This window comes from Arthrobacter sp. Leaf141, from assembly GCF_001424565.1.
GTDB lineage: Bacteria > Actinomycetota > Actinomycetes > Actinomycetales > Micrococcaceae > Arthrobacter.
Genome location: NZ_LMOL01000039.1, coordinates 13,495 through 31,574, shown reverse-complemented (window position 1 = coordinate 31,574; position 18,080 = coordinate 13,495). Strand labels below are relative to the sequence as shown.

The 18,080-nt window shown below is 67.9% G+C and carries 21 protein-coding genes and 1 riboswitch; of the genes, 9 read left to right on the top strand and 12 right to left on the bottom strand.

Annotated features, from left to right (window positions below; translation table 11 throughout):
• Nucleotides 1–56 precede the first annotated feature (56 nt).
• Entirely contained in the window at nt 57–1,142 is a 1,086-nt protein-coding gene (locus ASF72_RS17685; RefSeq protein WP_056601086.1) for an S-(hydroxymethyl)mycothiol dehydrogenase, read from the top strand.
• A complete protein-coding gene (locus ASF72_RS17680) occupies nt 1,139–1,780 on the top strand; it encodes an MBL fold metallo-hydrolase (RefSeq protein WP_050687955.1) in 642 nt (213 codons plus the stop codon). Before ASF72_RS17685 ends, ASF72_RS17680 begins: the two co-directional genes overlap by 4 nt.
• Nucleotides 1,781–1,795: 15 nt before the next feature.
• Here the strand turns inward: ASF72_RS17680 and ASF72_RS17675 are convergent, their stop codons facing one another.
• Nucleotides 1,796–2,545 carry a lipoate--protein ligase family protein gene (locus ASF72_RS17675; protein ID WP_050687956.1) on the bottom strand — a complete coding sequence of 250 codons (750 nt, stop codon included), beginning with the start codon at nt 2,543–2,545 and terminating at the stop codon, nt 1,796–1,798.
• 16 nt (nt 2,546–2,561) lie between these two features.
• Here ASF72_RS17675 and ASF72_RS17670 point away from each other — a divergent pair, with 16 nt between their 5' ends.
• The gene (locus ASF72_RS17670; RefSeq protein ID WP_050687957.1) at nt 2,562–2,954 is read left to right on the top strand and encodes a DUF2177 family protein; all 393 of its coding nucleotides are present in this window, start codon (nt 2,562–2,564) and stop codon (nt 2,952–2,954) included.
• Between the two features lie 6 nt (nt 2,955–2,960).
• On the top strand, nt 2,961–3,326 hold the full coding sequence (locus tag ASF72_RS17665; protein WP_157371069.1) for a hypothetical protein: 366 nt from the start codon (nt 2,961–2,963) through the stop codon (nt 3,324–3,326).
• 5 nt (nt 3,327–3,331) lie between these two features.
• Here ASF72_RS17665 and ASF72_RS17660 read toward each other — a convergent pair whose 3' ends face one another.
• The 3 genes from ASF72_RS17660 to ASF72_RS17650 form a co-directional block, all read right to left on the bottom strand.
• A complete protein-coding gene (locus ASF72_RS17660) occupies nt 3,332–5,047 on the bottom strand; it encodes an ABC1 kinase family protein (protein ID WP_050687959.1) in 1,716 nt (571 codons plus the stop codon).
• Complete coding sequence (locus ASF72_RS17655) at nt 5,047–5,592, bottom strand: PadR family transcriptional regulator (RefSeq protein ID WP_050687960.1); 546 nt, start codon at nt 5,590–5,592, stop codon at nt 5,047–5,049. Before ASF72_RS17655 ends, ASF72_RS17660 begins: the two co-directional genes overlap by 1 nt.
• A gap of 83 nt (nt 5,593–5,675) precedes the next feature.
• Nucleotides 5,676–6,479, bottom strand: a complete 804-nt coding sequence (locus ASF72_RS17650) for a thioesterase family protein (RefSeq protein ID WP_056601082.1) — start codon at nt 6,477–6,479, stop codon at nt 5,676–5,678.
• A 171-nt stretch (nt 6,480–6,650) separates the two neighbouring features.
• On the opposite strand from ASF72_RS17650, the gene ASF72_RS17645 reads away from it, so the two are divergent.
• Nucleotides 6,651–7,328, top strand: coding sequence for an endonuclease/exonuclease/phosphatase family protein (locus tag ASF72_RS17645; RefSeq protein ID WP_050687962.1), 678 nt, complete (start codon nt 6,651–6,653; stop codon nt 7,326–7,328).
• Here ASF72_RS17645 and ASF72_RS17640 read toward each other — a convergent pair.
• A complete protein-coding gene (locus tag ASF72_RS17640; RefSeq protein ID WP_056601081.1) occupies nt 7,325–7,840 on the bottom strand; it encodes an NUDIX domain-containing protein in 516 nt (171 codons plus the stop codon). The two genes, ASF72_RS17645 and ASF72_RS17640, sit on opposite strands and share 4 nt — an antisense overlap.
• 26 nt (nt 7,841–7,866) lie before the next feature.
• Here ASF72_RS17640 and ASF72_RS17635 point away from each other — a divergent pair, with 26 nt between their 5' ends.
• Entirely contained in the window at nt 7,867–8,385 is a 519-nt protein-coding gene (locus tag ASF72_RS17635; protein WP_056601080.1) for a metallophosphoesterase family protein, read from the top strand.
• Here ASF72_RS17635 and ASF72_RS17630 read toward each other — a convergent pair.
• The gene (locus tag ASF72_RS17630; protein ID WP_056601079.1) at nt 8,363–8,902 is read right to left on the bottom strand and encodes a hypothetical protein; all 540 of its coding nucleotides are present in this window, start codon (nt 8,900–8,902) and stop codon (nt 8,363–8,365) included. The genes ASF72_RS17635 and ASF72_RS17630 overlap by 23 nt on opposite strands.
• Nucleotides 8,903–9,081: 179 nt before the next feature.
• Between ASF72_RS17630 and ASF72_RS17625 the strand changes: the two genes are divergently transcribed.
• Nucleotides 9,082–9,975: a glucose 1-dehydrogenase gene (locus ASF72_RS17625; RefSeq protein ID WP_056601078.1), complete on the top strand. Its 894-nt coding sequence runs from the start codon at nt 9,082–9,084 to the stop codon at nt 9,973–9,975.
• Between the two features lie 2 nt (nt 9,976–9,977).
• On the opposite strand, the gene ASF72_RS17620 is transcribed toward ASF72_RS17625, so the two are convergent.
• Genes ASF72_RS17620 through ASF72_RS17605 form a run of 4 tightly spaced genes read right to left on the bottom strand, consistent with a single transcriptional unit; the run spans nt 9,978 to nt 12,685 of the window.
• Nucleotides 9,978–10,424 carry a DUF1810 domain-containing protein gene (locus ASF72_RS17620; protein WP_056601077.1) on the bottom strand — a complete coding sequence of 149 codons (447 nt, stop codon included), beginning with the start codon at nt 10,422–10,424 and terminating at the stop codon, nt 9,978–9,980.
• A gap of 13 nt (nt 10,425–10,437) precedes the next feature.
• Nucleotides 10,438–10,977: a DNA alkylation repair protein gene (locus ASF72_RS17615; protein WP_056601076.1), complete on the bottom strand. Its 540-nt coding sequence runs from the start codon at nt 10,975–10,977 to the stop codon at nt 10,438–10,440.
• Nucleotides 10,974–11,354: a TraR/DksA family transcriptional regulator gene (locus ASF72_RS17610; RefSeq protein WP_050687968.1), complete on the bottom strand. Its 381-nt coding sequence runs from the start codon at nt 11,352–11,354 to the stop codon at nt 10,974–10,976. The genes ASF72_RS17615 and ASF72_RS17610 overlap by 4 nt, the downstream gene beginning before the upstream one ends.
• Complete coding sequence (locus tag ASF72_RS17605; protein ID WP_056601075.1) at nt 11,354–12,685, bottom strand: coiled-coil domain-containing protein; 1,332 nt, start codon at nt 12,683–12,685, stop codon at nt 11,354–11,356. The genes ASF72_RS17610 and ASF72_RS17605 overlap by 1 nt, the downstream gene beginning before the upstream one ends.
• Before the next feature lie 95 nt (nt 12,686–12,780).
• On the opposite strand from ASF72_RS17605, the gene ASF72_RS17600 reads away from it, so the two are divergent.
• Complete coding sequence (locus ASF72_RS17600) at nt 12,781–13,746, top strand: hypothetical protein (RefSeq protein ID WP_235504778.1); 966 nt, start codon at nt 12,781–12,783, stop codon at nt 13,744–13,746.
• 186 nt (nt 13,747–13,932) lie between these two features.
• Nucleotides 13,933–14,098, top strand: a riboswitch (cyclic di-AMP (ydaO/yuaA leader).
• A gap of 3 nt (nt 14,099–14,101) precedes the next feature.
• Complete coding sequence (locus ASF72_RS17595) at nt 14,102–14,950, top strand: C40 family peptidase (RefSeq protein WP_050686183.1); 849 nt, start codon at nt 14,102–14,104, stop codon at nt 14,948–14,950.
• Between the two features lie 130 nt (nt 14,951–15,080).
• On the opposite strand, the gene ASF72_RS17590 is transcribed toward ASF72_RS17595, so the two are convergent.
• Both ASF72_RS17590 and ASF72_RS17585 read right to left on the bottom strand, forming a co-directional pair.
• The gene (locus tag ASF72_RS17590) at nt 15,081–16,556 is read right to left on the bottom strand and encodes a protein adenylyltransferase SelO (protein WP_056601061.1); all 1,476 of its coding nucleotides are present in this window, start codon (nt 16,554–16,556) and stop codon (nt 15,081–15,083) included.
• Entirely contained in the window at nt 16,553–17,992 is a 1,440-nt protein-coding gene (locus ASF72_RS17585) for an APC family permease (RefSeq protein WP_050686187.1), read from the bottom strand. The genes ASF72_RS17590 and ASF72_RS17585 overlap by 4 nt, the downstream gene beginning before the upstream one ends.
• Nucleotides 17,993–18,080: the final 88 nt, after the last annotated feature.

Genomic DNA, 18,080 nt, shown 5'->3' with positions numbered 1-18,080 from the left:
GGACCAACATCAACGTGTTGGTCCCGTTCTGTCTATCTGCGTTAAGGGAGCCTTCCGTGGTCCATAAAGTCAAAGGTGTCGTCGCCCGCTCCAAGGGTGCCCCGGTAACCCTGGAAACCATCCTGGTCCCCGATCCCGGACCCGGCGAGGCGCTGGTGGACATCATCACCAGCGGCGTGTGCCACACGGACCTGCACTACAAGCAGGGCGGGATCAGCGACGACTTCCCGTTCCTGCTGGGCCACGAAGCCACCGGTGTGGTCAGCGCCGTTGGAGCCGGCGTTACCGAGGTGGCTCCCGGGGACAAAGTGGTGCTGAACTGGCGCGCTGTCTGCGGCGAGTGCCGGGCCTGCGCCAAGGGCCAGCCGCAGTACTGCTTCAACACCGCCAACGCCACCCAGAAAATGACTCTCGAGGACGGCACCGAGCTTTCCCCGGCCCTGGGAATCGGCGCCTTCATCGAAAAGACCCTCGTGGCTGCCGGGCAGTGCACCAAAATTGACCCCGCCGCCGACGCGGCCGCTGCCGGCCTGCTCGGCTGCGGCGTGATGGCGGGGATCGGCGCGGCCATCAACACCGGCGGCGTCAAGCGCGGGGACACCGTGGCCGTGATCGGCTGCGGCGGCGTGGGCGTGGCCGCCATCGCCGGCGCTGCGCTCGCAGGCGCCACCACCATCATCGCGGTGGACATCGACGCCAAAAAGCTCGAACGCGCCAAGGACCTGGGCGCCACCCATACTGTTGACTCCTCGGCAGGCGACCCCGTGGAACAGATCCGGGAACTGACCGGCGGCTTCGGCGCGGACGTGGTGATTGACGCCGTCGGCCGGCCCGAGACCTACAAGCAGGCGTTCTATGCCCGCGACCTGGCCGGCACCGTGGTCCTGGTGGGCGTGCCCACCCCGGAGATGACCCTGGAGCTGCCCCTCCTGGACGTGTTCGGCCGCGGCGGATCGCTCAAGTCGTCCTGGTACGGCGACTGCCTGCCGTCCCGCGACTTCCCCATGCTCATCAGCCTGTACCTGCAGGGAAAGCTGGACCTGGACGCGTTCGTCACGGAGCGGATCAGCATTGACCAGGTCGAGGAAGCCTTCGAGAAGATGCACTCCGGCTCCGTCCTGCGCTCGGTGGTGGAACTGTGACCGCGCGGATCGACCAGCTGGTCACCTCCGGAACGTTTTCGCTCGACGGCGGCACCTGGGACGTCGACAACAACGTCTGGATCGTCGGCGACGAGGCCGAATGCGTGGTCATCGACCCGGCCCACGACGCCGCGGCCATCGCCGCTGCCGTGGCCGGCCGGAACCTCAAGGCCATCCTCCTGACCCACGGGCACGATGATCACATCGCCGCCGTCGGCGCCCTGCGGGACCTGGTCCCGGCACCCGTCCATCTTCATCCCGAGGACCTGATGCTGTGGCAGGCCGTCTACCCGGGCACCGAGCCGGAGCACAGCATCAGCCACGGCGAAGTCTTCACCGTGGCCGGACTGGAGCTAAAGGCCCTGCACACGCCGGGACACTCACCGGGATCCGTATCCTTCCACCTGGCGGACGGCCCGGCCGGCGAAAGCACCGTTTTCACCGGCGACACCCTGTTCCAGGGCGGCCCGGGCGCCACGGGCCGGTCCTACAGCGACTTTCCCACCATCATCGATTCCATCCGCAGGGAACTGCTGACCCTGCCGGCCGGAACGGTGGTCCGCACCGGACACGGCGACACCACCACCATCGGGGTGGAAGCCCCGAACCTGGACGAGTGGATCGCCCGCGGCCACTAAGCCGCAATCCGCGGGTCACGCCCCCAGGCTGCTGAAAGGCGCCTCGGCCAAGGTGGCGTGGCCCGCGTAGGTGGCCAGCAGGGCCGCCTCGACGGCGTCCACATCCAGGCCGGGCACCAGGTCGTCCGCAGCGCCCGCCGTGGCGGGGTCCCAGGCCAGGCCCAGCGCGGCGTAGCTGTCCGTGAGGACTCTCCGGATGGGTGCCGAGTTTTCCACCACAATCACCGAGCTGAAAAGCCAGCCGCCCGCCACCACGCGCTGCGCGGTGCCCACCAGTTTGACCTTGCGCGTTTCGTCCACGGGGTCCGTGCCGTGCACGCTGTACTCGCCCGGGCAGTATTCGCCGGGGATTTCCCCCACGGCGGCCTGTACGCCGGCGCGGCGCAGGGCCGCGGCGAAGAGCTCCCCGAAGTGGCTGAACCGGGCCTTTGACCCTGCCACGGCGTCCCGCTCCGGCTCAATGTGGTCCACCACCAGGGTGCCCTGGTGGTACGCTGCGGCCCGGCCGCCGGCCCTGCGGACCAGGGGTTCGAAGCCGTTGTCCCGGCACGCCTGCATGGCCGCGTCAAAACCCGGCAGGCGGGTGTCACGCTGGCCGAAGGCCACGGTGGGCGCGGGCCGGTAGAGCCTCAGGGTGGGGCCGATGTCCCCCGTTTTCGCGCGCGCCAGCAGTTCCAGGCCGAACTCCAGGTCCCGGGCAGCGCCCAGGGAGGCCTCCTGCCGCACCACGGTGAGGGTACGGGGTCCCGGGACGGTGTTCGCCATGTTGCTAAGCTCCCTTATGGTTATCTTGCAATTCCTCGTTGTGGCCGCCGCGTTCGCCGTTATCGACGCCGTCTGGCTCAAGGTCATGAACCCGTTTTACCGCAGCCACATCGGTGAGCTGCTGGCGGACAAGCCCAACCTAGGGTACGCCGTGGCCTTTTACGTCCTGTACATTGCCGGCATCGTGTTCTTTGCGCTCCGGCCAACGCTCGACGGCGGCAGCTGGCTGATGGCCCTGGGCTACGGCGCCGCGCTGGGTGCGTTCGCCTATGTCACCTATGACCTCACCAACGCCTCGACCCTGAAGGTCTGGCCCCTGCAGCTGATCATCGTGGATGTCATCTGGGGTGCGGTCCTGACTGGCCTGTCCACCCTGGTGGGCTGGCTCGTGTTCCACACCCGGGCATAGGGAACCATGGGCATCAAACGCGTTCGCTGGTTAATGGTCCTGCTGGTCGCGGCCGCGGGTGGCGTCAACTTCCTCCTCAAAATCCTGTCCGGAGACACACAGGGGGATGCTGCCATTGTGCTGACGTTCCAGCCGGTCCTGGGTAAAACCACCATGGCCAGGGGCGCTGCGTTTGACCTCAAGGTGCAAGAGGTGTCCGGTTCCAGGTCAGCACCCACCGCCTGGGACAAGTTCAATCAGCTGGGACGCAAGACACTGGTCCTGCCCCTTGATACCGCTGACGGAACCGTCGAAGTTGCGGGCAGCGCCGCCACCCTGGACAAACTGGAAAGCAGGTTATTTGAGCAGGCCGCCGAAAACCTGCTGACCTGACAGGATCACCCGCGGCGCCCCACCCAGAGGCCATGCAGCAGGGGCAGCGCGGAGACCAGCATCAGGAGGTTGCCCAGCCCAGGGTCCCCGCCGCGGACCACCGCCCCGGCGATCAGCAGGGCGCCGAAGACCAGGACCGAAGCGACCCGTCGTGCGCCGCGGTTGAGCAGCGCCACCTGGCGTTCCAGCCGGGGATTGCCCACGGCGAGCGAGCCTTCCTCGGCCCTGGTGATAAGGCCGTCGAGCCGCCTGGGGAGTCCGATCGCCAGGCCCGCCACGTCCAGCACCTGCCGGCCCGCGTCCTGGATGAGGTTACCGCGCTCGTCGCGCAGCAGGCGGGCCGCGTAGGGCTCCACGGAGTCCCACAGGTTGAACCGCGGGTCGAGGGAGCTGCAGACCCCGGAGGTCAGGGACATGGCCCTGATGATCAGGAGGAAGTTCTCCGGCAGCTGGAACGGCAGCGACCGCACCACGTCGCCGAATTCAACCGCGAAGTCCCGGAACTCGCGGGGATCCACTTCCCGCAGTTCGGCGAAGCCCATGCCGCCGAACCGGGCGAAGAGCTGCGTCATGGCCCGTTCCAGCTCCTGGGTGTCGGCGGACGGGATCAGCACCCCCACGTCGCTGATCGCCGCCACCAGGCCCTTGCCGTCGCGGGAAGCGGCAGCGATGAGCAGCTTCCGCAGGCCGCTGCGGGTCCCGGCCGTGACCTCGCCCATCATGCCGAAGTCGATGAAGGTCAGTTTCCAGGCCGGTTCCCCGGGCCTGGCAGGAACGGGCGTGACGAAGATGTTGCCCGGGTGCGGGTCGGCATGGAAGTAACCGTTGGTGAAGAGCTGGTCGAACATCACGGCAGCAAAAACCGGCGCCACGTCCACCGGGTCGATGCCCGCAGCCCGCAGTGCCTCCACGTCGGTGATCTTGATGGCCGTGACGTCCTCGAGGGTGAGCACCCGGCGGGTGCACCGCTCCCAAACGACGGCGGGAACCGCCACCCGGACATCGCCGGCGAAATCGGCGGCGAAGCGCTCCGAGCCGGCCGCCTCGTGCAGGTAGTCGATCTCCTCGAAGCTCGTTTGCGCGAATTCCTCCACCAGCGCGGGCATGTCCACCCGGTCGGAGACAAGGCGGAAATGGCTGAGCCAGCCGCCCACCCTGCGCAGGGCGGCCAGGTCGACGTCGACAATCGCGTCGATGCCCGGCCGCTGGACCTTGACCACTACGTTCTCCAGCCCGGTGTCGGCGGCGTCAGCGGGGAGGAGCCGGGCGCGGTGCGCCTGGCCCAGCGATGCTGCGGCGATGGGCGTCTCCTCCACCCAGGCAAAACGCTGGCTGAACGGCGCGCCGAGCTCCGCTTCGGCAAGGGCCCGGATGGCGGCGAACAACACCGGGGGCACCTCGTCCTGGAGGCCTTCGAGTTCTGTGGTGATTTCAGGCGGGAGTACATCCAGCCTGGACGAGAGGAACTGGCCCACCTTGATCATCAGGCCGCCGAGGTCAACGGCGAGGTCGTGGAAGCGCCGGGCAAACCTGAGCATCCGTGCGGTCCGGGTCCGCTCGGCGATCCGGACCAGCCCGACGCGCGGGAGGAACAGTTCGAACCACCAGGTCACCGCCAGGTGCCACGCGGCAAAGCGCAGGATCCTGCGGTAGCGTGCTCGGGTATTTCCGGCCCCGGACACCGGATCAGCCCGGTCCCGGCGGGCCGACGCCACCCCCATCAATCCTGGGCGAGGATCGAATAGATCCGCCGGCGGGCGTCTTCAAGGACCTTGACGGCCTGCTGCACCTGTTCTGCGGAACCTGTCCGGCCCACCTGCGCGGTTGCCTGCGCCAGCTCCACGCCGGCCTTGGGGAGCGAGGCGAACCCCGGGCCCGTTGCGGCGCCGGCTTCCTCCCAGGGCGCTGAAGCGTGGGAGTCCGCAGCTTCCTCGCGGCCGGCTTCGGTCAGGGAGTAGATTTTGCGGCCGTTGGACTCTTCGGCCCGGATGGATCCCTCGTCCGCCAGCAACTGCAGTGTGGGGTAGACGGACCCGGCGCTCGGTTTCCAGCTGCCGCCGCTGCGCTCTTCGATTTCACGGATGATCTGGTAGCCGTGCATGGGTCGTTCCGCCAGCAGGGCAAGCACCGCCGCGCGGACTTCGCCCTTGCCGGCCCGGGTGCCGGCGCGCTTTTCGAAACGGGACCGCAACTCCTCCACGGCCTGCCACATGCCCTCCATGTTGTTGCTGCCGCCGAATCCGCCTGCCGGATATGAACCACGCATGATGATCTCCTTTGCAACGCCGAACGATATACAACGATACTCAACGATACACCCGGGAGCTGGCCGCCCGACCGGCCCGGTTGTCAGGTTTTACGGAGCGTCAGGATCTGTTCGGCGCGGCCAAACGGGCCCTGGCTGTCGTGCAGGACCGTGGACGTGAGGCCGATCCCGTCCCGTCCGAACGACACCGCATTGTCCAGCCCCAGCCACTCGCCTTCCGGCCGCCGGTACATGTGGATCTGCAGGTCAACGTTGGGGAACGCGTAGCTGTCCTTGCCCGGCGGAACCCTGGCCGCGATGCCGTTGGCGGTGTCCACCAGGCCCATCAGCCGTGCCAGGTCACCGGCGCCCGGACCATCGGTCAGCGGGTGCGGGGTCCGGAGCCAGACCTTGCCGGCCCCGGGCCGGTGCCCACCAGCCACCCGCATCTCCAGCGATGCGATGTAACCGCCGGGCCAGACGGCAGCACCGTTAAACGGTCCGCAGTCCCCCGGGCCCGGTATGGCGGGATCCTCGACGGCGGCCACGGCCTCCGTGTTGCTGGTGGCCAGGCGCCAGGCGGTGGCCCGGATGGCGGTCCTGCCGCCGGCCACGAGTTCGGCCTGCACCAGCTCGATGGTCTTTCCCGGCCGCAGGGTGGTGGCCTCGACGTGGAATTCGCCGCCGGGGATCAGGCCGAGGATCTCGTAGCTGAGCCGCGCCATCCGGAGGTCGGGGCGGGGGTGGTGGTTTTCAAGGACGTGGGCCAACAGCCCGGAGGCGGGCGCCATGTGTTGCTCGTGCTCGTTCCAGGCGCCCTGGGCGTGCAGGGTGGAGCGGAACCGGCCGCGTCCGAGGTCCTGGTAATAGAAGTCGCCTTCGGCCAGCTGGGTCGATTCTGCAGTCAACGGGAACCTTCCGGGGTGTTTGAGGAGTCCGCCAACTCTATCTGCCGGGCGGCGTACGCCCGGCGGCGAAACGGCCCGGGCAAGGTTGCGGCGAAATGGGAGAGCCAGGTGGGAAGCTACTGGGTAGACTCAGGAACCGGTCCTGTTCGCAACCCTCTGAAGAGGTGTTCCATGCGCGTCATCAGCTACAACCTCCGCAAGCACAAGGCGAGCGGTGAACTCCTTGCCCTGGCCCATAACCACGACATCGATGCGCTGTGCCTCCAGGAAGTTGATTCCTCGGATCTGCCCGACACCCTGGGCCCGCTGCGCCTGGCGGACTCCACCAAGGGCAACCGCCTGGGCCTCGCCATTTACTACCGCACCGGCCGGTTCACGGCGTTGGACACACAGTCCTTCGCCCTGAAGAAGTCGATGCATGACCGGGTCCTTGCCCCGGCCCACGAGCGGCTGATCGGAACCCGGGTGGTGGACAACGAGACCCAGCATGAGCTGGTTATCGGCTCGTTCCACGCGGCGCCACTGACGGCGTCGAATTCGCTGCGCCGCAAGCAGATCCATGCCGCGCACGCGGAACTGCTCAGCATGGGCAAAGGCCTGATGACCCTGATGGTGGGCGACTTCAACTACCCGTTTTTCACCAAAAACCTTGACATCCACATGAAGAACTCGGGATACGCGCTGTCGCTGAGCAACCGGCGCACCTACACCCGATACAAGGTTTTTAAGGGCCACTTCGATTTCGCCACCTCGCTGGGCCTGGACATCGCCAGCGTCGAGACGCTGCCGCGCGGCAACTCGGACCATCTGCCCATCCTGGTCAACGCAGAATACGGCCCCGACTACTAAGCGCCGGGCCGTGACGGCAGGCGTTCCCGGAGGCCCGGCCAGGCCGCAGCGAAGCCGGGGTGGAGTTCCTTGTTCTCCACCCCGGCCACCGGCACCCACTGGAGTTCAATGCTCTCGGGATCGCTGATGACGGGGTCGAACGGTTCGCGGACCAGGACCACAACGGTGGTGTAGGCCCAGTAGTCCAGGTCCAGCACCGAAGTGAACAGCACGTCCACCCCGTCGGCAGGCACCGCGGCTTCCTCATTCGCTTCGCGGAGGGCGCCGGTCACGGGGTCCTCATGCTGGTGCAGCGCGCCGCCCGGCAGGCCCCAGGTGCCGCCGTTGTGGCTCCAGATGGCGCGGTGCTGCAGCAGGACACCCTTGGCGGGGTCGAAGGCCAGAACACCTGCCGCGCCGAACCTGCCCCAGAAGCGGCCGCGGCCGCCTTCCACCCAGGCGTCCCCGGGGTCGCGGGGGCCGGTACGGACAGGCGGTGTGGTGGACGTTCCGGCAGCAGTGAAGTGATCCATGGCACCAGTCTGTCAGGATGTCACTCATGCCGCTAAAACTGCTTTTAATCGCCGACACCCACGTACCCAAGCGGGCCAGGGAGCTCCCCACCCAGGTGTGGGACGCCGTCGACAACGCCGATGTGGTGTTCCACGCCGGCGACTGGGTGGCCGTATCACTCCTGGACCAGCTGGAGCTGCGGAGCAGGCTCCTGGTGGGCGTCCACGGCAACAACGACGGGGCGGACCTGCGGCACCGCCTGCCGGAGACGGCCAGCATCACCCTGGAAGGCGTTCGGTTTGCCATGGTCCACGAGACAGGCCAGGCGAAGGGCCGGGAGCTGCGCTGCGAGGCGGCGTATCCGGAGGCGGACGTCCTGGTGTTCGGCCACAGCCATATTCCGTGGGACACCACCGCGCCCAAGGGACTGCGGTTGCTCAACCCGGGTTCCCCCACGGACCGGCGGCGGCAGCCGTCCTGCACCTACATGACGGCGGTGGCCGACGCCGGCCGGCTGGGGAACGTGGAATTGGTCAACGTGGTCAGGCCGCAGACCGCCCGGTAAGCATTTCGAGGCTCGTCGCGGACGCGGCCAGCTCCAGCAGCCCGCGGCCCGTGTGCAGGGTGATGGCCTTCCCGCCGGGAAACGCCAGCCAGGGAGCCTTCACCACAGGTCCGGCCGGACGCGGGTCCGGATAGACTTCCACGCGGCCTGCGACGGAGCCGCTGAACCCTGCCTTGGCCTGGAACAGCAGCCGGCCACGTTCCACCTTCGCGTATCCGAAGGCCCACTTGCCCGGCGCCGGCGCGTCCGCTGCGCGCTGGGCGCATTCGAAAATCCCCTGCCGGGCGTCGATGGCGATCCGCTTCCGTTGTACGGGCCGGAAAACCAGTTGGGCAAGCAGCATCCCCGCACCGCCTGCCACAACAAACAGCACCAGCACGGGCCAGAACCCGATGCTTTCCTGCAGGGGGAACACTGCCAAGGCCACCACCGCGATCAGCAGGTAGCCATCCAGGTTGGCGTCGTGCAGTTTTTCCGGCCAGCCCCTGGGTGCGGGGGCCAGATCCTGTTGGGGCAACGGTGCGCGCCTTCCTGCCGATGGTCCGGACGGCAGCAAGTGCCGGGTGGGGCCAGTCTACGGCGCCGGGTTGGCAGCAGGGGCAGTTCGAGCCTAGGCTGGGAATGTAAGCATGCTTAGCTTTTAGCATCAGAACATCCAGCGGGAACCACCGCGTCCCCGGCAACAGGAGGAACCAGATGGCAGACCAGTACACGTTCCGCAATCCAGTGACAGCCTACGAACGGATTTCCCCGCCGAAGCAGCACCAGCCCGAACCAGGCCTGGATGCCGAACTTACGCCCACGGCCGATCTGGGCGAGGACAGCTACCGCGGATCCGGGCGGCTGGAGGGCCGGAAGGCAATCGTCACCGGGGCTGACTCGGGCATCGGCGCTGCCACGGCTATCGCGTTCGCCCGCGAAGGCGCCGATGTGGTGCTCTCTTACCTGCCCGAAGAGGAAGAGGACGCCGCGAGGATCGCCGGCATCATCAAGGCGGCGGGCCGGAAAGCCGTGCAGGCCCCCGGCGACCTGAAGGACGCTGGCACCTGCCGCGAACTGGTGGAAACGGCGCTGGCGGAGCTTGGGGGCCTGGACATATTGGTCAACAATGCCGGCAAGCAGGTGGCACAGGAGGAATTCACGGACATTTCCGACGAACAGTTCGACCACACGCTCAAGACCAACGTTTACGCCATGTTCTGGCTGACCAAGGCGGCAGTCCCGCACCTGCCGGCAGGTGCCACCATCATCAACACCACGTCCATCCAGGCCTACAGCCCCTCGCCCACCCTGGTGGACTACGCCACCACCAAGGCAAGCATCAACAACTTCACCAAGGGTTTGGCCCAGCAGCTTGCCCCGAAGGGCATCCGCGTCAACGCCGTGGCGCCGGGTCCCATCTGGACTCCGCTGCAGGTCAGCAGCGGACAGCCCAAGGAGGAACTGCCGGAGTTTGGCCAGTCCACGCCGTTGGGCCGGGCGGGCCAGCCTGCGGAGCTGGCGCCGGCCTATGTGTTCCTGGCCTCCGCCGAATCCAGTTACGTGGTGGGCGAAACCCTCAACGTCAACGGCGGCAGCCCCACCCCCTAGGCTCAGGTGCCGGCAAGCCCGGCCAACAGTGAGTCCGTGGCCGCGTCGGGCACCCCGTCGAAGAACTGGTCCAGGACAGCCTGGAACAGGGCTTCACCGGGGTCCGCCCGGAGGAACAGGGTCATGGCGGATTTTAGCTTGCGTGCATCGATGCTGCCCAGGATGCTGACGGCCGACCGGCCGGGTTGAACCATCAGGGCCGCTGTGCATTCGAGCAGGCGGGGGCCCAGGAGCCCGTGCCGCAGGTAGGCGCGCGCCTCAGCCAGTGAGTTGATGGCGTACCTGCGGGAGGTGGGGCTCTGGCCCAGGCCGGCGATCTGGGGAAACACGAACCACATCCAATGGCCGGTTTTGCTGCCTGCGCGGAGTTGGGCGAGTGCGTCGTCGTAAACCCCGCCCTCCTGGGCAGTCACGAACCGTTCAAGGTCCCGGGATGCGTTCACGGACATGTCTCCTTATCTGTCAGCCGGCCGAAGCGCCCGGCACCGCCTGGTCGAGGTACGCTGCGGCGTCCCGCAGTTCTGCGGCCGGATCGGTCCGCCACCTGGACAGGACCACCTCGGCTTTCCGCCGTTCCATGGTGCTAAACCCCGCCAGCATCGGCGCCACGACGTCGGCGAGCAGCGGGTCAGCCAGTTCCCCGGTAGCCGCGGAGCGAAGGAACCCTTCAAGGCGGGTCAGGTCGGAATGCAGCAGGGTCCGGACCCTGGTCTGCAGCAGCACCACGGCCGCCAGCCGCCGCTCAAAAACGGGGAGTACGCCGGGTGCCGGCCGGGCCCACAAGGCGGAGGCCAGCAGGAGGATCCCGTCGTGGTCGAGGTCCCGGAACTTCCGCAGCGCGTCCCGGATGGTGCCCCGCACGGCACCCACGGACGACCCGTAGGAGGCGAGGACACCGCCCAGCCGGGACCCGACGTCGTCCGCCCGGTACCAGGCGCCCTCATTCTGCAAGGTGATGTCGATGAATTCCACGGCCGGACCCACGGAACCGCCGGCGGTCACCGGCCCCGTCCCGCTGAGGAGTGGCTGATGCAGTAGGGCGTCCAGGGCCTGGCCTCGAGCCTGCCCTCGGCAATGGGCCCGCCGCACTCGAGGCAGCTCCCGTAGGTACCGTCGGCAATCCGGGCCAGCGCGGCGTCGACCTGCGCCAGGCCAGCGGCGCTTTGCGCTGCCAGGGCGGACGCCTGCGAGAGCTCGAAGGCGATGGTGGCGCCTTCCGGGTCGTGCTCGTCATCAACGTTGGAGTCCTGCCGGGCGGAGCTGGCACCGGCTATTTCGGCCCGCAGGGCAGCGACCAGCGCCAGTTTCCGGGCGCGCTCCTCTTCAAGGAGCAGCCGGAACCGGCCGGCGCTGGCCTTCGACAGTCCTGGCCGTGCCATCAGTACCAGTTGTAGGCGATCGAGTGGTTCCAGGCCGCGCAGGGCGAGCCGTAGCGGCCGCTGATGTAGCCCAGCCCCCATTCGATCTGGGTGCGGTAGTTGGTCAGCCAGTCGCTGCCGGCACTGGCGTACTTTCCTGCGGGCAGGGACTGGGCAATCCCGTACGCTCCGGAACTCGGGTTGGTGGCGGTGGTCCGCCAGCCGGACTCCTTCATCCACAGCTGGGACAGGCAGGGGAACTGTTCCTGGCCCCAGCCATAACCGGCCAGCCTGCCCGCCGCGTAGTTTTTTGCGCCGGCGGGATCATTGACGGCGCCGCCGGGCACGGACGGGACGACGACGGGAGGCCGGACGGGTTCCACCGGCACCTGCGGGGCTGGGGCGGGGTTCGCCGGTGCCGGGTTCGCGGGGGCGGGGTTCGCCGGGGCGGGTTTTGCAGCGGCGGGGTTGGCCGGGGCGGGTTTTGCAGCGGCAGCGGCCGCAGCTGCCCTGGCGGCGTCGTCGGCCTGCCGGCGGGCCAGTTCTTCGGCAGCCTTGCGCTTGGCTTCCTGCGCGGCCTGGTAGGCGGCTTCGGCTTCCACGCCCTGCCGGTACTCCCCCTCGACAGCCGCGGTGGTCCCTTTCAGGGACGCCAGCTGGGCCGTAAGTTCGGTGCCATGCCGTTGCCCGTCGTCGATCTGCCGGGCCATGCCGGCCTGCGCATCGCGGGCGGCCTTCAGTTTCGTGGCAGCCTCAGCGGTGAGGCGTTCGCGTTCGGTCCGGGCTGCCTGCTCCTGTTCGCGGAGGGATTCAGACACCTTGGCGGCGGAAGCAGCCCTTTCCACCAGCGCGGCCGTTTTGTCGCCTACCATCTGGACCACGTTCAGGCCCTGCACGTTGTTGTGCTCCAACGCGTCCAGGGCCACGAAGAACCCTGTGTTGGTGCCGCCTGTTTTGTAGGACTGCACGGCGAGGGCCCCCAGCTCCTTCCGGTGCCGGTCCACGTCGGCAGTGGCTGCTGCGGTTTTTGCGGCCAACGACAGCAGCCTGGCATCCACTGCCTGGAGCGCGGCGTCGGCCACGCCATAGTCTGCGGCGGCGGTTACGGCCTGGCCGCCGAGTGTTTCGGCCTGTGCTGCCAGTCCCGTCAGCAGTTCGTTGATTTTGGCGATTTCCGTTGCCTTGCCGGCCTCGGTTTCCTTGGCCTGCTGCACGTCCTCCCACGAGGGATAGCCCGAGGGCGGCGCCGGCTCGCCGGCCATGGCGGGCGGCAGGACGGCCGAGCCGGCCAGGATAAGTGCCAACAGGCCGCCGGCCAGGGGCGACCGCACTTTGGAAACGAACGGGGACATAGTCCCGAAGCCTACCGGCGTCCGTCCGCCGGAACACGCTGAAGTGTCCACATCGTTACATTGGGAGCTGCAAAACGTGGACCTAGACTGGGGCCATGGGCACTCCCCGCCGTCCTTCACGTGGCACGCCGCGCTGCGCAACGGCGGCCGTTGCCGGCCTGGCCCTGGCCGCCCTGACTGCGTGCTCTCCCCCAGCCGATCCGACGCCGGCGTGGTCCACTCCAGCCGCCGCAGAACCGGCACTCACCGTGGAAGTAAACCAGTCCCGGGACCAGTACGGGCGGCATGGCATTGAGTTGCTGATTACCAACACCACAGACAGTCCGGTCACGGTCAGCGACGCCCGGCTCAGCACTTCCCTGTTCCAGCAGGACATCCGTTGGGACTCCGCGGGCGGTGTAGTGGTCGTGCCACCGCACCAGGCCAAAATCCGGACCGCAATGCTGCCCACGGCTGCCTGTCCGGAGCCGGGGCAGGCCACTTCCAGCGGGCCTGCCGCGGTGGCCACAGCGACGTTGACGCTGCCGGCGGCAGACGCCACCGCCCCGGCCACAGTACCGCCCACCACCGCTCCCACCCCCACCAGCATCGCGTTGGAGGCAACTGATCCCCTCGGAATCCTGGCCCGGAACAACGCTGAACTTTGCCTTTCGGCGGCTGCGGCAGCGGTAGCGGACCTGGCCCTGGCTCCGGACCTGGCCGTCGCGCCGGACCTGCGCACCGCCGTCGTCCATCTGCTGGTTGATCCTGCTGGCGGGGCCCGCGGGAGCGGCCGGCTGACCCTCGAACGGTTCGAAGGCACCACGCTGCTGGCGGAAGCGTCGGCGGATCCCTGGCCCGTTGACACCGTTGTCAGGGCGGGAGATGCGCCGTTCGTTATGAACCTGCGGCTCCGGCCCGCGCGCTGTGACGCGCACGCTGTGGCGGAAGACAAAGTGGGCACACTGCTGCCCGTCCGGGTGGCAGTGGGGATGCGCTCAGGGCAACTGAAACTCGTCGCCGGAGCCACCCTGCGCGGCCAACTTTATGACTTTGTGACGAAGGCCTGTGCGGCCGGCTGACCGGATGGCGTCCTTCGAGTTCAGGGGCCCGGCAACACACCAGCGATGGACAAACCAGGGATCCGAGAGGCCCACCTCGCATGTTATCCAAATGTGACAATTGGTCGGGACCTGGGTTATGGTCTTGATGTGTCCCTCTCCAACGGGGCACTCCCACCAGCATGCCGAGCCCTGCCGCTGGCCTGGGATCAATCGTTTCCGGATGGCAGGGACGGGGGAACCAAGTTTCCACGGCTTCTTTGAAGCCTTGGGGTTAAGTCGATAGCACCTCTGTCCTTGATGGGGTGCTCCCGGCCGGGTAGCTCCAACCCGAACCCGACAGCTCACCCCGCAGGCATGGGAGAGGCGATCTATCATGTCAAAAAACACCCTGGCTGCCCGTCACCGCGCGGTGCCGACCCATTCCATCGTTCTTGAAGGCCTGGCAGTTTCCGCCAAGTCGCAGGCCAAGTCCCTGGGCCGCCCGGCCCTGGCCGTGGCCGCCGCATCCGGCATCGCGTTCGGCATCGGCGCCCCGGCCCACGCCGGCGTGACCGCACCGGATACCACCGGAACCAGCAACGTCCAGGCGTACTCGGCACCGGCAGCGCCCGCTGCAGCGCCTGCCCCTGCCGCTGCCGGCAATGTCCACACCGTTGTTTCGGGTGACACGCTGGGCGCCATCTCCTCGGCCAACGGCGTCAGCCTGAACGACGTCCTCTCCGCCAACGGGCTGTCCATCTCGGCCGTCATCTACCCGGGCGACCAGATCCAGATCCCAGGCGCCGGCTACGTGGCAGCCCCCGTGTCCGCCCCGGCCCCGGCTCCCGCCCCGGTCCAGGCTGCAGCCGTTGCCGCCCCGGCCAACACCGGCATGAACCTCAGCTACGCGTCCGCTCCGGCAGCCTCCACCGGCACCGGTACCGGCGCCGCAATCCTCGCCTCGGCTTACAGCCAACTGGGCGTTGGCCAGGACTGCACCGCCATGGTGGAAAAGGCCCTGCGTTCGGTAGGCAAGTCCGTGGGCGACCTCGCCCCGGGCCAGTTCTTCCAGTACGGCAGCGTTGTGGGCTCACCGGCCCCCGGTGACCTGGTCATCACCGCCGGCCACGTTGGCGTTTACGCCGGCGACGGCCAGGTTGTCAGCGGCGGCGTGGACGGTTACAAGACCGAGGTCCACTCCATCAGCTGGCTCGCCGGAGCTTCCTTCGTCCGCGTAGCGTAGCTTCGCGGCGCAGCAAGCGCCTGCACCACCGCAAGGGCGGCAGCCGGGATCAGTCCCGCTGCCGCCCTTGGCGTTTAAGGAATGCGGCGCGGAACCGGCGGGGCCCCGAACCAGCGGGCCCGGCCTGACCTCAGGTGCCGCAGTAGGTCCGGTAGGCGCCGAAGTCGGCCGGCGGCCCTTCCGCGAACCGCTCCAGGCCCGGCCGTTCCGTGAACGGGCTGCCAACGGCGTCCAGCAACAGGTGGAATGGTGCCAAGTCACCGGCAGTGGCGGCGGCCAGGGCTTCCTCCACCAGGTGGTTGCGCGGAATGTAGATGGGGTTGGTCCGGTCCATCAGGGCGGGGTCCGGCTGCCGGGCCAGCCACCGCGCCGCCCAGGCGTCGTACGCGGCCAGGTCCATGATCATGCCGCGGACCGGTCCGGCGTCACCGCGGGCGGCCTTGACCAGGTTGCGGAAAAACTGCGTGTGGTCCACGGGGCCGTCCTTGAGCAAGGCCAGTGCGCCGTCAACCAGCCCGGCGGTTTCAGGGTCTGCAGGTGAGCCATCCGCCGGTGCCGGCAGTCCCAGCTTGGCCAGCATCCCTGCCTGCCAGGCCGCACCGTAAGCGGGCCGGAAGAGTCCCAGTGCTTCCACTGCCAGCTCCACCGCCTTTTCCTGGTCCTCGTGGAGGAGCGGCAGCAGCGCTTCGGCAAGCCGGGCAAGGTTCCATTCCGCCACTATCGGCTGGTTGGAGTAGGCGTACCGGCCGCCGGTATCGATGGAGCTGTACAGCGCGCCGGGATCAAACGCGTCCATAAACGCGCAGGGCCCGTAGTCGATGGTTTCCCCGGAGATGGTCATATTGTCGGTATTCATCACGCCATGCACAAATCCCACCAGCATCCACCGTGCCACCAGGTCCGCCTGCGCCGCCAGGACATTCCTGAAGAGCTCCAGGTAGGGCTGGTCGGCGGCAGCAGCTGCCGGGTAATGCCGGGCGATGGCGTGGTCGGCCAGCCGCCGCAGCAGGTCCACGTCGTCGGCGGCCCGGGCGTATTGGAAGCTGCCGACTCGCAGGTGGCTGGCCGCGACGCGGGCCAGGAGGGCTCCGGGCAGCAGCCCTTCGCGGCGGACCTGCCGCCCGGTGGCCACAACGGCCAGGGCGCGGGTGCTGGGGATGCCCAGCGCGTGCATGGCCTCGCTGACCAGGTACTCGCGGAGCATGGGGCCCACCACGGCCAGGCCGTCCCCTGCCCGGGCGAAGGGCGTGCGGCCCGAGCCTTTAAGGTGCAGGTCCAGCTGGTGCCCGTCGGGGCCGGTCACCTCGCCCAACAGCAGTGCCCGGCCGTCGCCCAGCCTCGGCGAGTAGCCGCCAAACTGATGCCCTGCGTATGCCTGCGCTACTGGTGTGGCGCCGGCCGGGACATCGTTTCCGGTCAGCAGGCGGATGCCGTCGTTGCTCGAAAGGAATTCGGGATCGAGTCCCAGCCGCCGCGCCAGGCCATCGTTGAGGACCAGTAGTGCAGGGTCCGGCGCCTTTTCGGCCTGCCACGGGACAGCGAGTTCGGGAAGCTCGCGGGCGAAGCGGTTGTCCAGCGTTAAGGTCGTTTCTGCGGCAGCGCTCATGCCTTCAGCTTATCGCCGCCGTTCGAGCGCCGGTTGATCAGCCAGGTAATGAGCCACAGCACAACGCCGATGGCCATCAGGCCCCCGGCGATCTGGTACTGGATCGGGTTGCGGCCCACCCATGGACCGGCCAGGAAACCGCACAGAAGGGCGGCCACCAGGGGCAGCAGGCCGGGCGAGCGGAAGGTGTGCGTCCCGGCCGCTTCCGGCTTGCGCCGCAGGATCAGGCACGCCACGTTGACCACCGTGAACACACACAGCAGCAGGAAGGCGGTGGTTCCGGACAGGTTCGCCACGATGTTGCTCTTGGGATCGCTGGTGACGTAGATGATGAGGCCCAGGGCCAGGGCGGTGGAAAACGCGATGCCTGCCCACGGCGTCCGGCGGACCAGCAGGACCTTGCCGAGCTGGCGCGGCAGGACCCGCTGGCGGGCCATGCCGTAGATCAGCCGGCTGGCCATCAGCATGTTGATCAGGGCCGTGTTGGCCACGGCAAACACGGCAAGGAACGGGAAGATCCGGTCGATCGGGAAGTCCGGCGACCCTTTATGGACCACTTCAAGCAGGGCAGCGCCCTCGGCCTCGCGGATCCCTTCCAGTTCCGTGGGTGAAAGCACGCTGACCACGGAGATGGCCACCAGCATGTAGAGGATGACGGCGATGCCCAGGCCGGTGAGCATGGTCCGGGGAAAGATTTTCTCAGGATCCTTGGTTTCCTCCACCATGTTCACCGAGTCCTCGAAGCCCACCATGGCGAAGAACGCGATGGAGGTTGCGGCCGTGACCGCCAGGAACAGCCCCTTGTCCTGGTAGTCCGTAAAGACGAAGACCTGTTCGGGGTTGCCTGTTCCCTGGGCCATCACGTAGAAGCCGACGCCGATGACGATGCACAGTGCGAGCATCTCCACCAGGGTGAGCACCACGTTGAACTTCACGCTCTCGCCCACACCGCGGAGGTTGATGGCGGCCAGGACCAGCATAAAAATGAGGGCCACCACGGTGACCACGCCCTGCCCGGGCTTGGCCAGCCAGCCGTTGACCTCCAGTCCGCCGAAGAAGTTCTGGGCCAGGACATTGGCGGAGGTGGCGGCGCTGGTGATGCCGGAACAGACCACGGCGAAAGCCACGAGGAAGGTGACGAAGTGTATGCCGAAGGCCTTGTGCGCATACAGCGCCGCTCCTGCTGCCTGCGGGTATTTTGTCACCAGTTCCAGGTAGGAGAAGGCGGTGAGCGTGGCCACCACAAAGGCCAGCAGGAACGGCAGCCACACCATGCCGCCCACCGTGCCGGCCATGGTGCCGGTCACCGCATACACACCGGCACCCAGGATGTCCCCCACGATGAACAGCAGCAGGAGCTTGGGCCCCAGGACCCTTTTCAGTTCGGGCTCGCTGTCCCGGGTGGCGTGGGAGACTTCCTCAGATGTCGCGCTCATTGTGACCTCCATGCTGCGCTGCGTGGTTCGGCGGCGGGTGCCGGTCAGATCACTCTGAACCCCCGGACGCAGCTTTGGCAATGCACTG

What these genes read in the sequence shown, in the direction of transcription:
- ASF72_RS17675 (WP_050687956.1), bottom strand. Translation starts at nt 2,545, where the DNA reads ATGGCGAACACCGTCCCGGGACCCCGTACCCTCACCGTGGTGCGGCAG.
- ASF72_RS17670 (WP_050687957.1), top strand. Translation starts at nt 2,562, where the DNA reads ATGGTTATCTTGCAATTCCTCGTTGTGGCCGCCGCGTTCGCCGTTATC.
- ASF72_RS17665 (WP_157371069.1), top strand. Translation starts at nt 2,961, where the DNA reads ATGGGCATCAAACGCGTTCGCTGGTTAATGGTCCTGCTGGTCGCGGCC.
- ASF72_RS17660 (WP_050687959.1), bottom strand. Translation starts at nt 5,047, where the DNA reads ATGGGGGTGGCGTCGGCCCGCCGGGACCGGGCTGATCCGGTGTCCGGG.
- ASF72_RS17655 (WP_050687960.1), bottom strand. Translation starts at nt 5,592, where the DNA reads ATGCGTGGTTCATATCCGGCAGGCGGATTCGGCGGCAGCAACAACATG.
- ASF72_RS17645 (WP_050687962.1), top strand. Translation starts at nt 6,651, where the DNA reads ATGCGCGTCATCAGCTACAACCTCCGCAAGCACAAGGCGAGCGGTGAA.
- ASF72_RS17640 (WP_056601081.1), bottom strand. Translation starts at nt 7,840, where the DNA reads ATGGATCACTTCACTGCTGCCGGAACGTCCACCACACCGCCTGTCCGT.
- ASF72_RS17635 (WP_056601080.1), top strand. Translation starts at nt 7,867, where the DNA reads ATGCCGCTAAAACTGCTTTTAATCGCCGACACCCACGTACCCAAGCGG.
- ASF72_RS17625 (WP_056601078.1), top strand. Translation starts at nt 9,082, where the DNA reads ATGGCAGACCAGTACACGTTCCGCAATCCAGTGACAGCCTACGAACGG.
- ASF72_RS17620 (WP_056601077.1), bottom strand. Translation starts at nt 10,424, where the DNA reads ATGTCCGTGAACGCATCCCGGGACCTTGAACGGTTCGTGACTGCCCAG.
- ASF72_RS17610 (WP_050687968.1), bottom strand. Translation starts at nt 11,354, where the DNA reads ATGGCACGGCCAGGACTGTCGAAGGCCAGCGCCGGCCGGTTCCGGCTG.
- ASF72_RS17605 (WP_056601075.1), bottom strand. Translation starts at nt 12,685, where the DNA reads ATGTCCCCGTTCGTTTCCAAAGTGCGGTCGCCCCTGGCCGGCGGCCTG.
- ASF72_RS17600 (WP_235504778.1), top strand. Translation starts at nt 12,781, where the DNA reads ATGGGCACTCCCCGCCGTCCTTCACGTGGCACGCCGCGCTGCGCAACG.
- ASF72_RS17595 (WP_050686183.1), top strand. Translation starts at nt 14,102, where the DNA reads ATGTCAAAAAACACCCTGGCTGCCCGTCACCGCGCGGTGCCGACCCAT.
- ASF72_RS17590 (WP_056601061.1), bottom strand. Translation starts at nt 16,556, where the DNA reads ATGAGCGCTGCCGCAGAAACGACCTTAACGCTGGACAACCGCTTCGCC.
- ASF72_RS17585 (WP_050686187.1), bottom strand. Translation starts at nt 17,992, where the DNA reads ATGAGCGCGACATCTGAGGAAGTCTCCCACGCCACCCGGGACAGCGAG.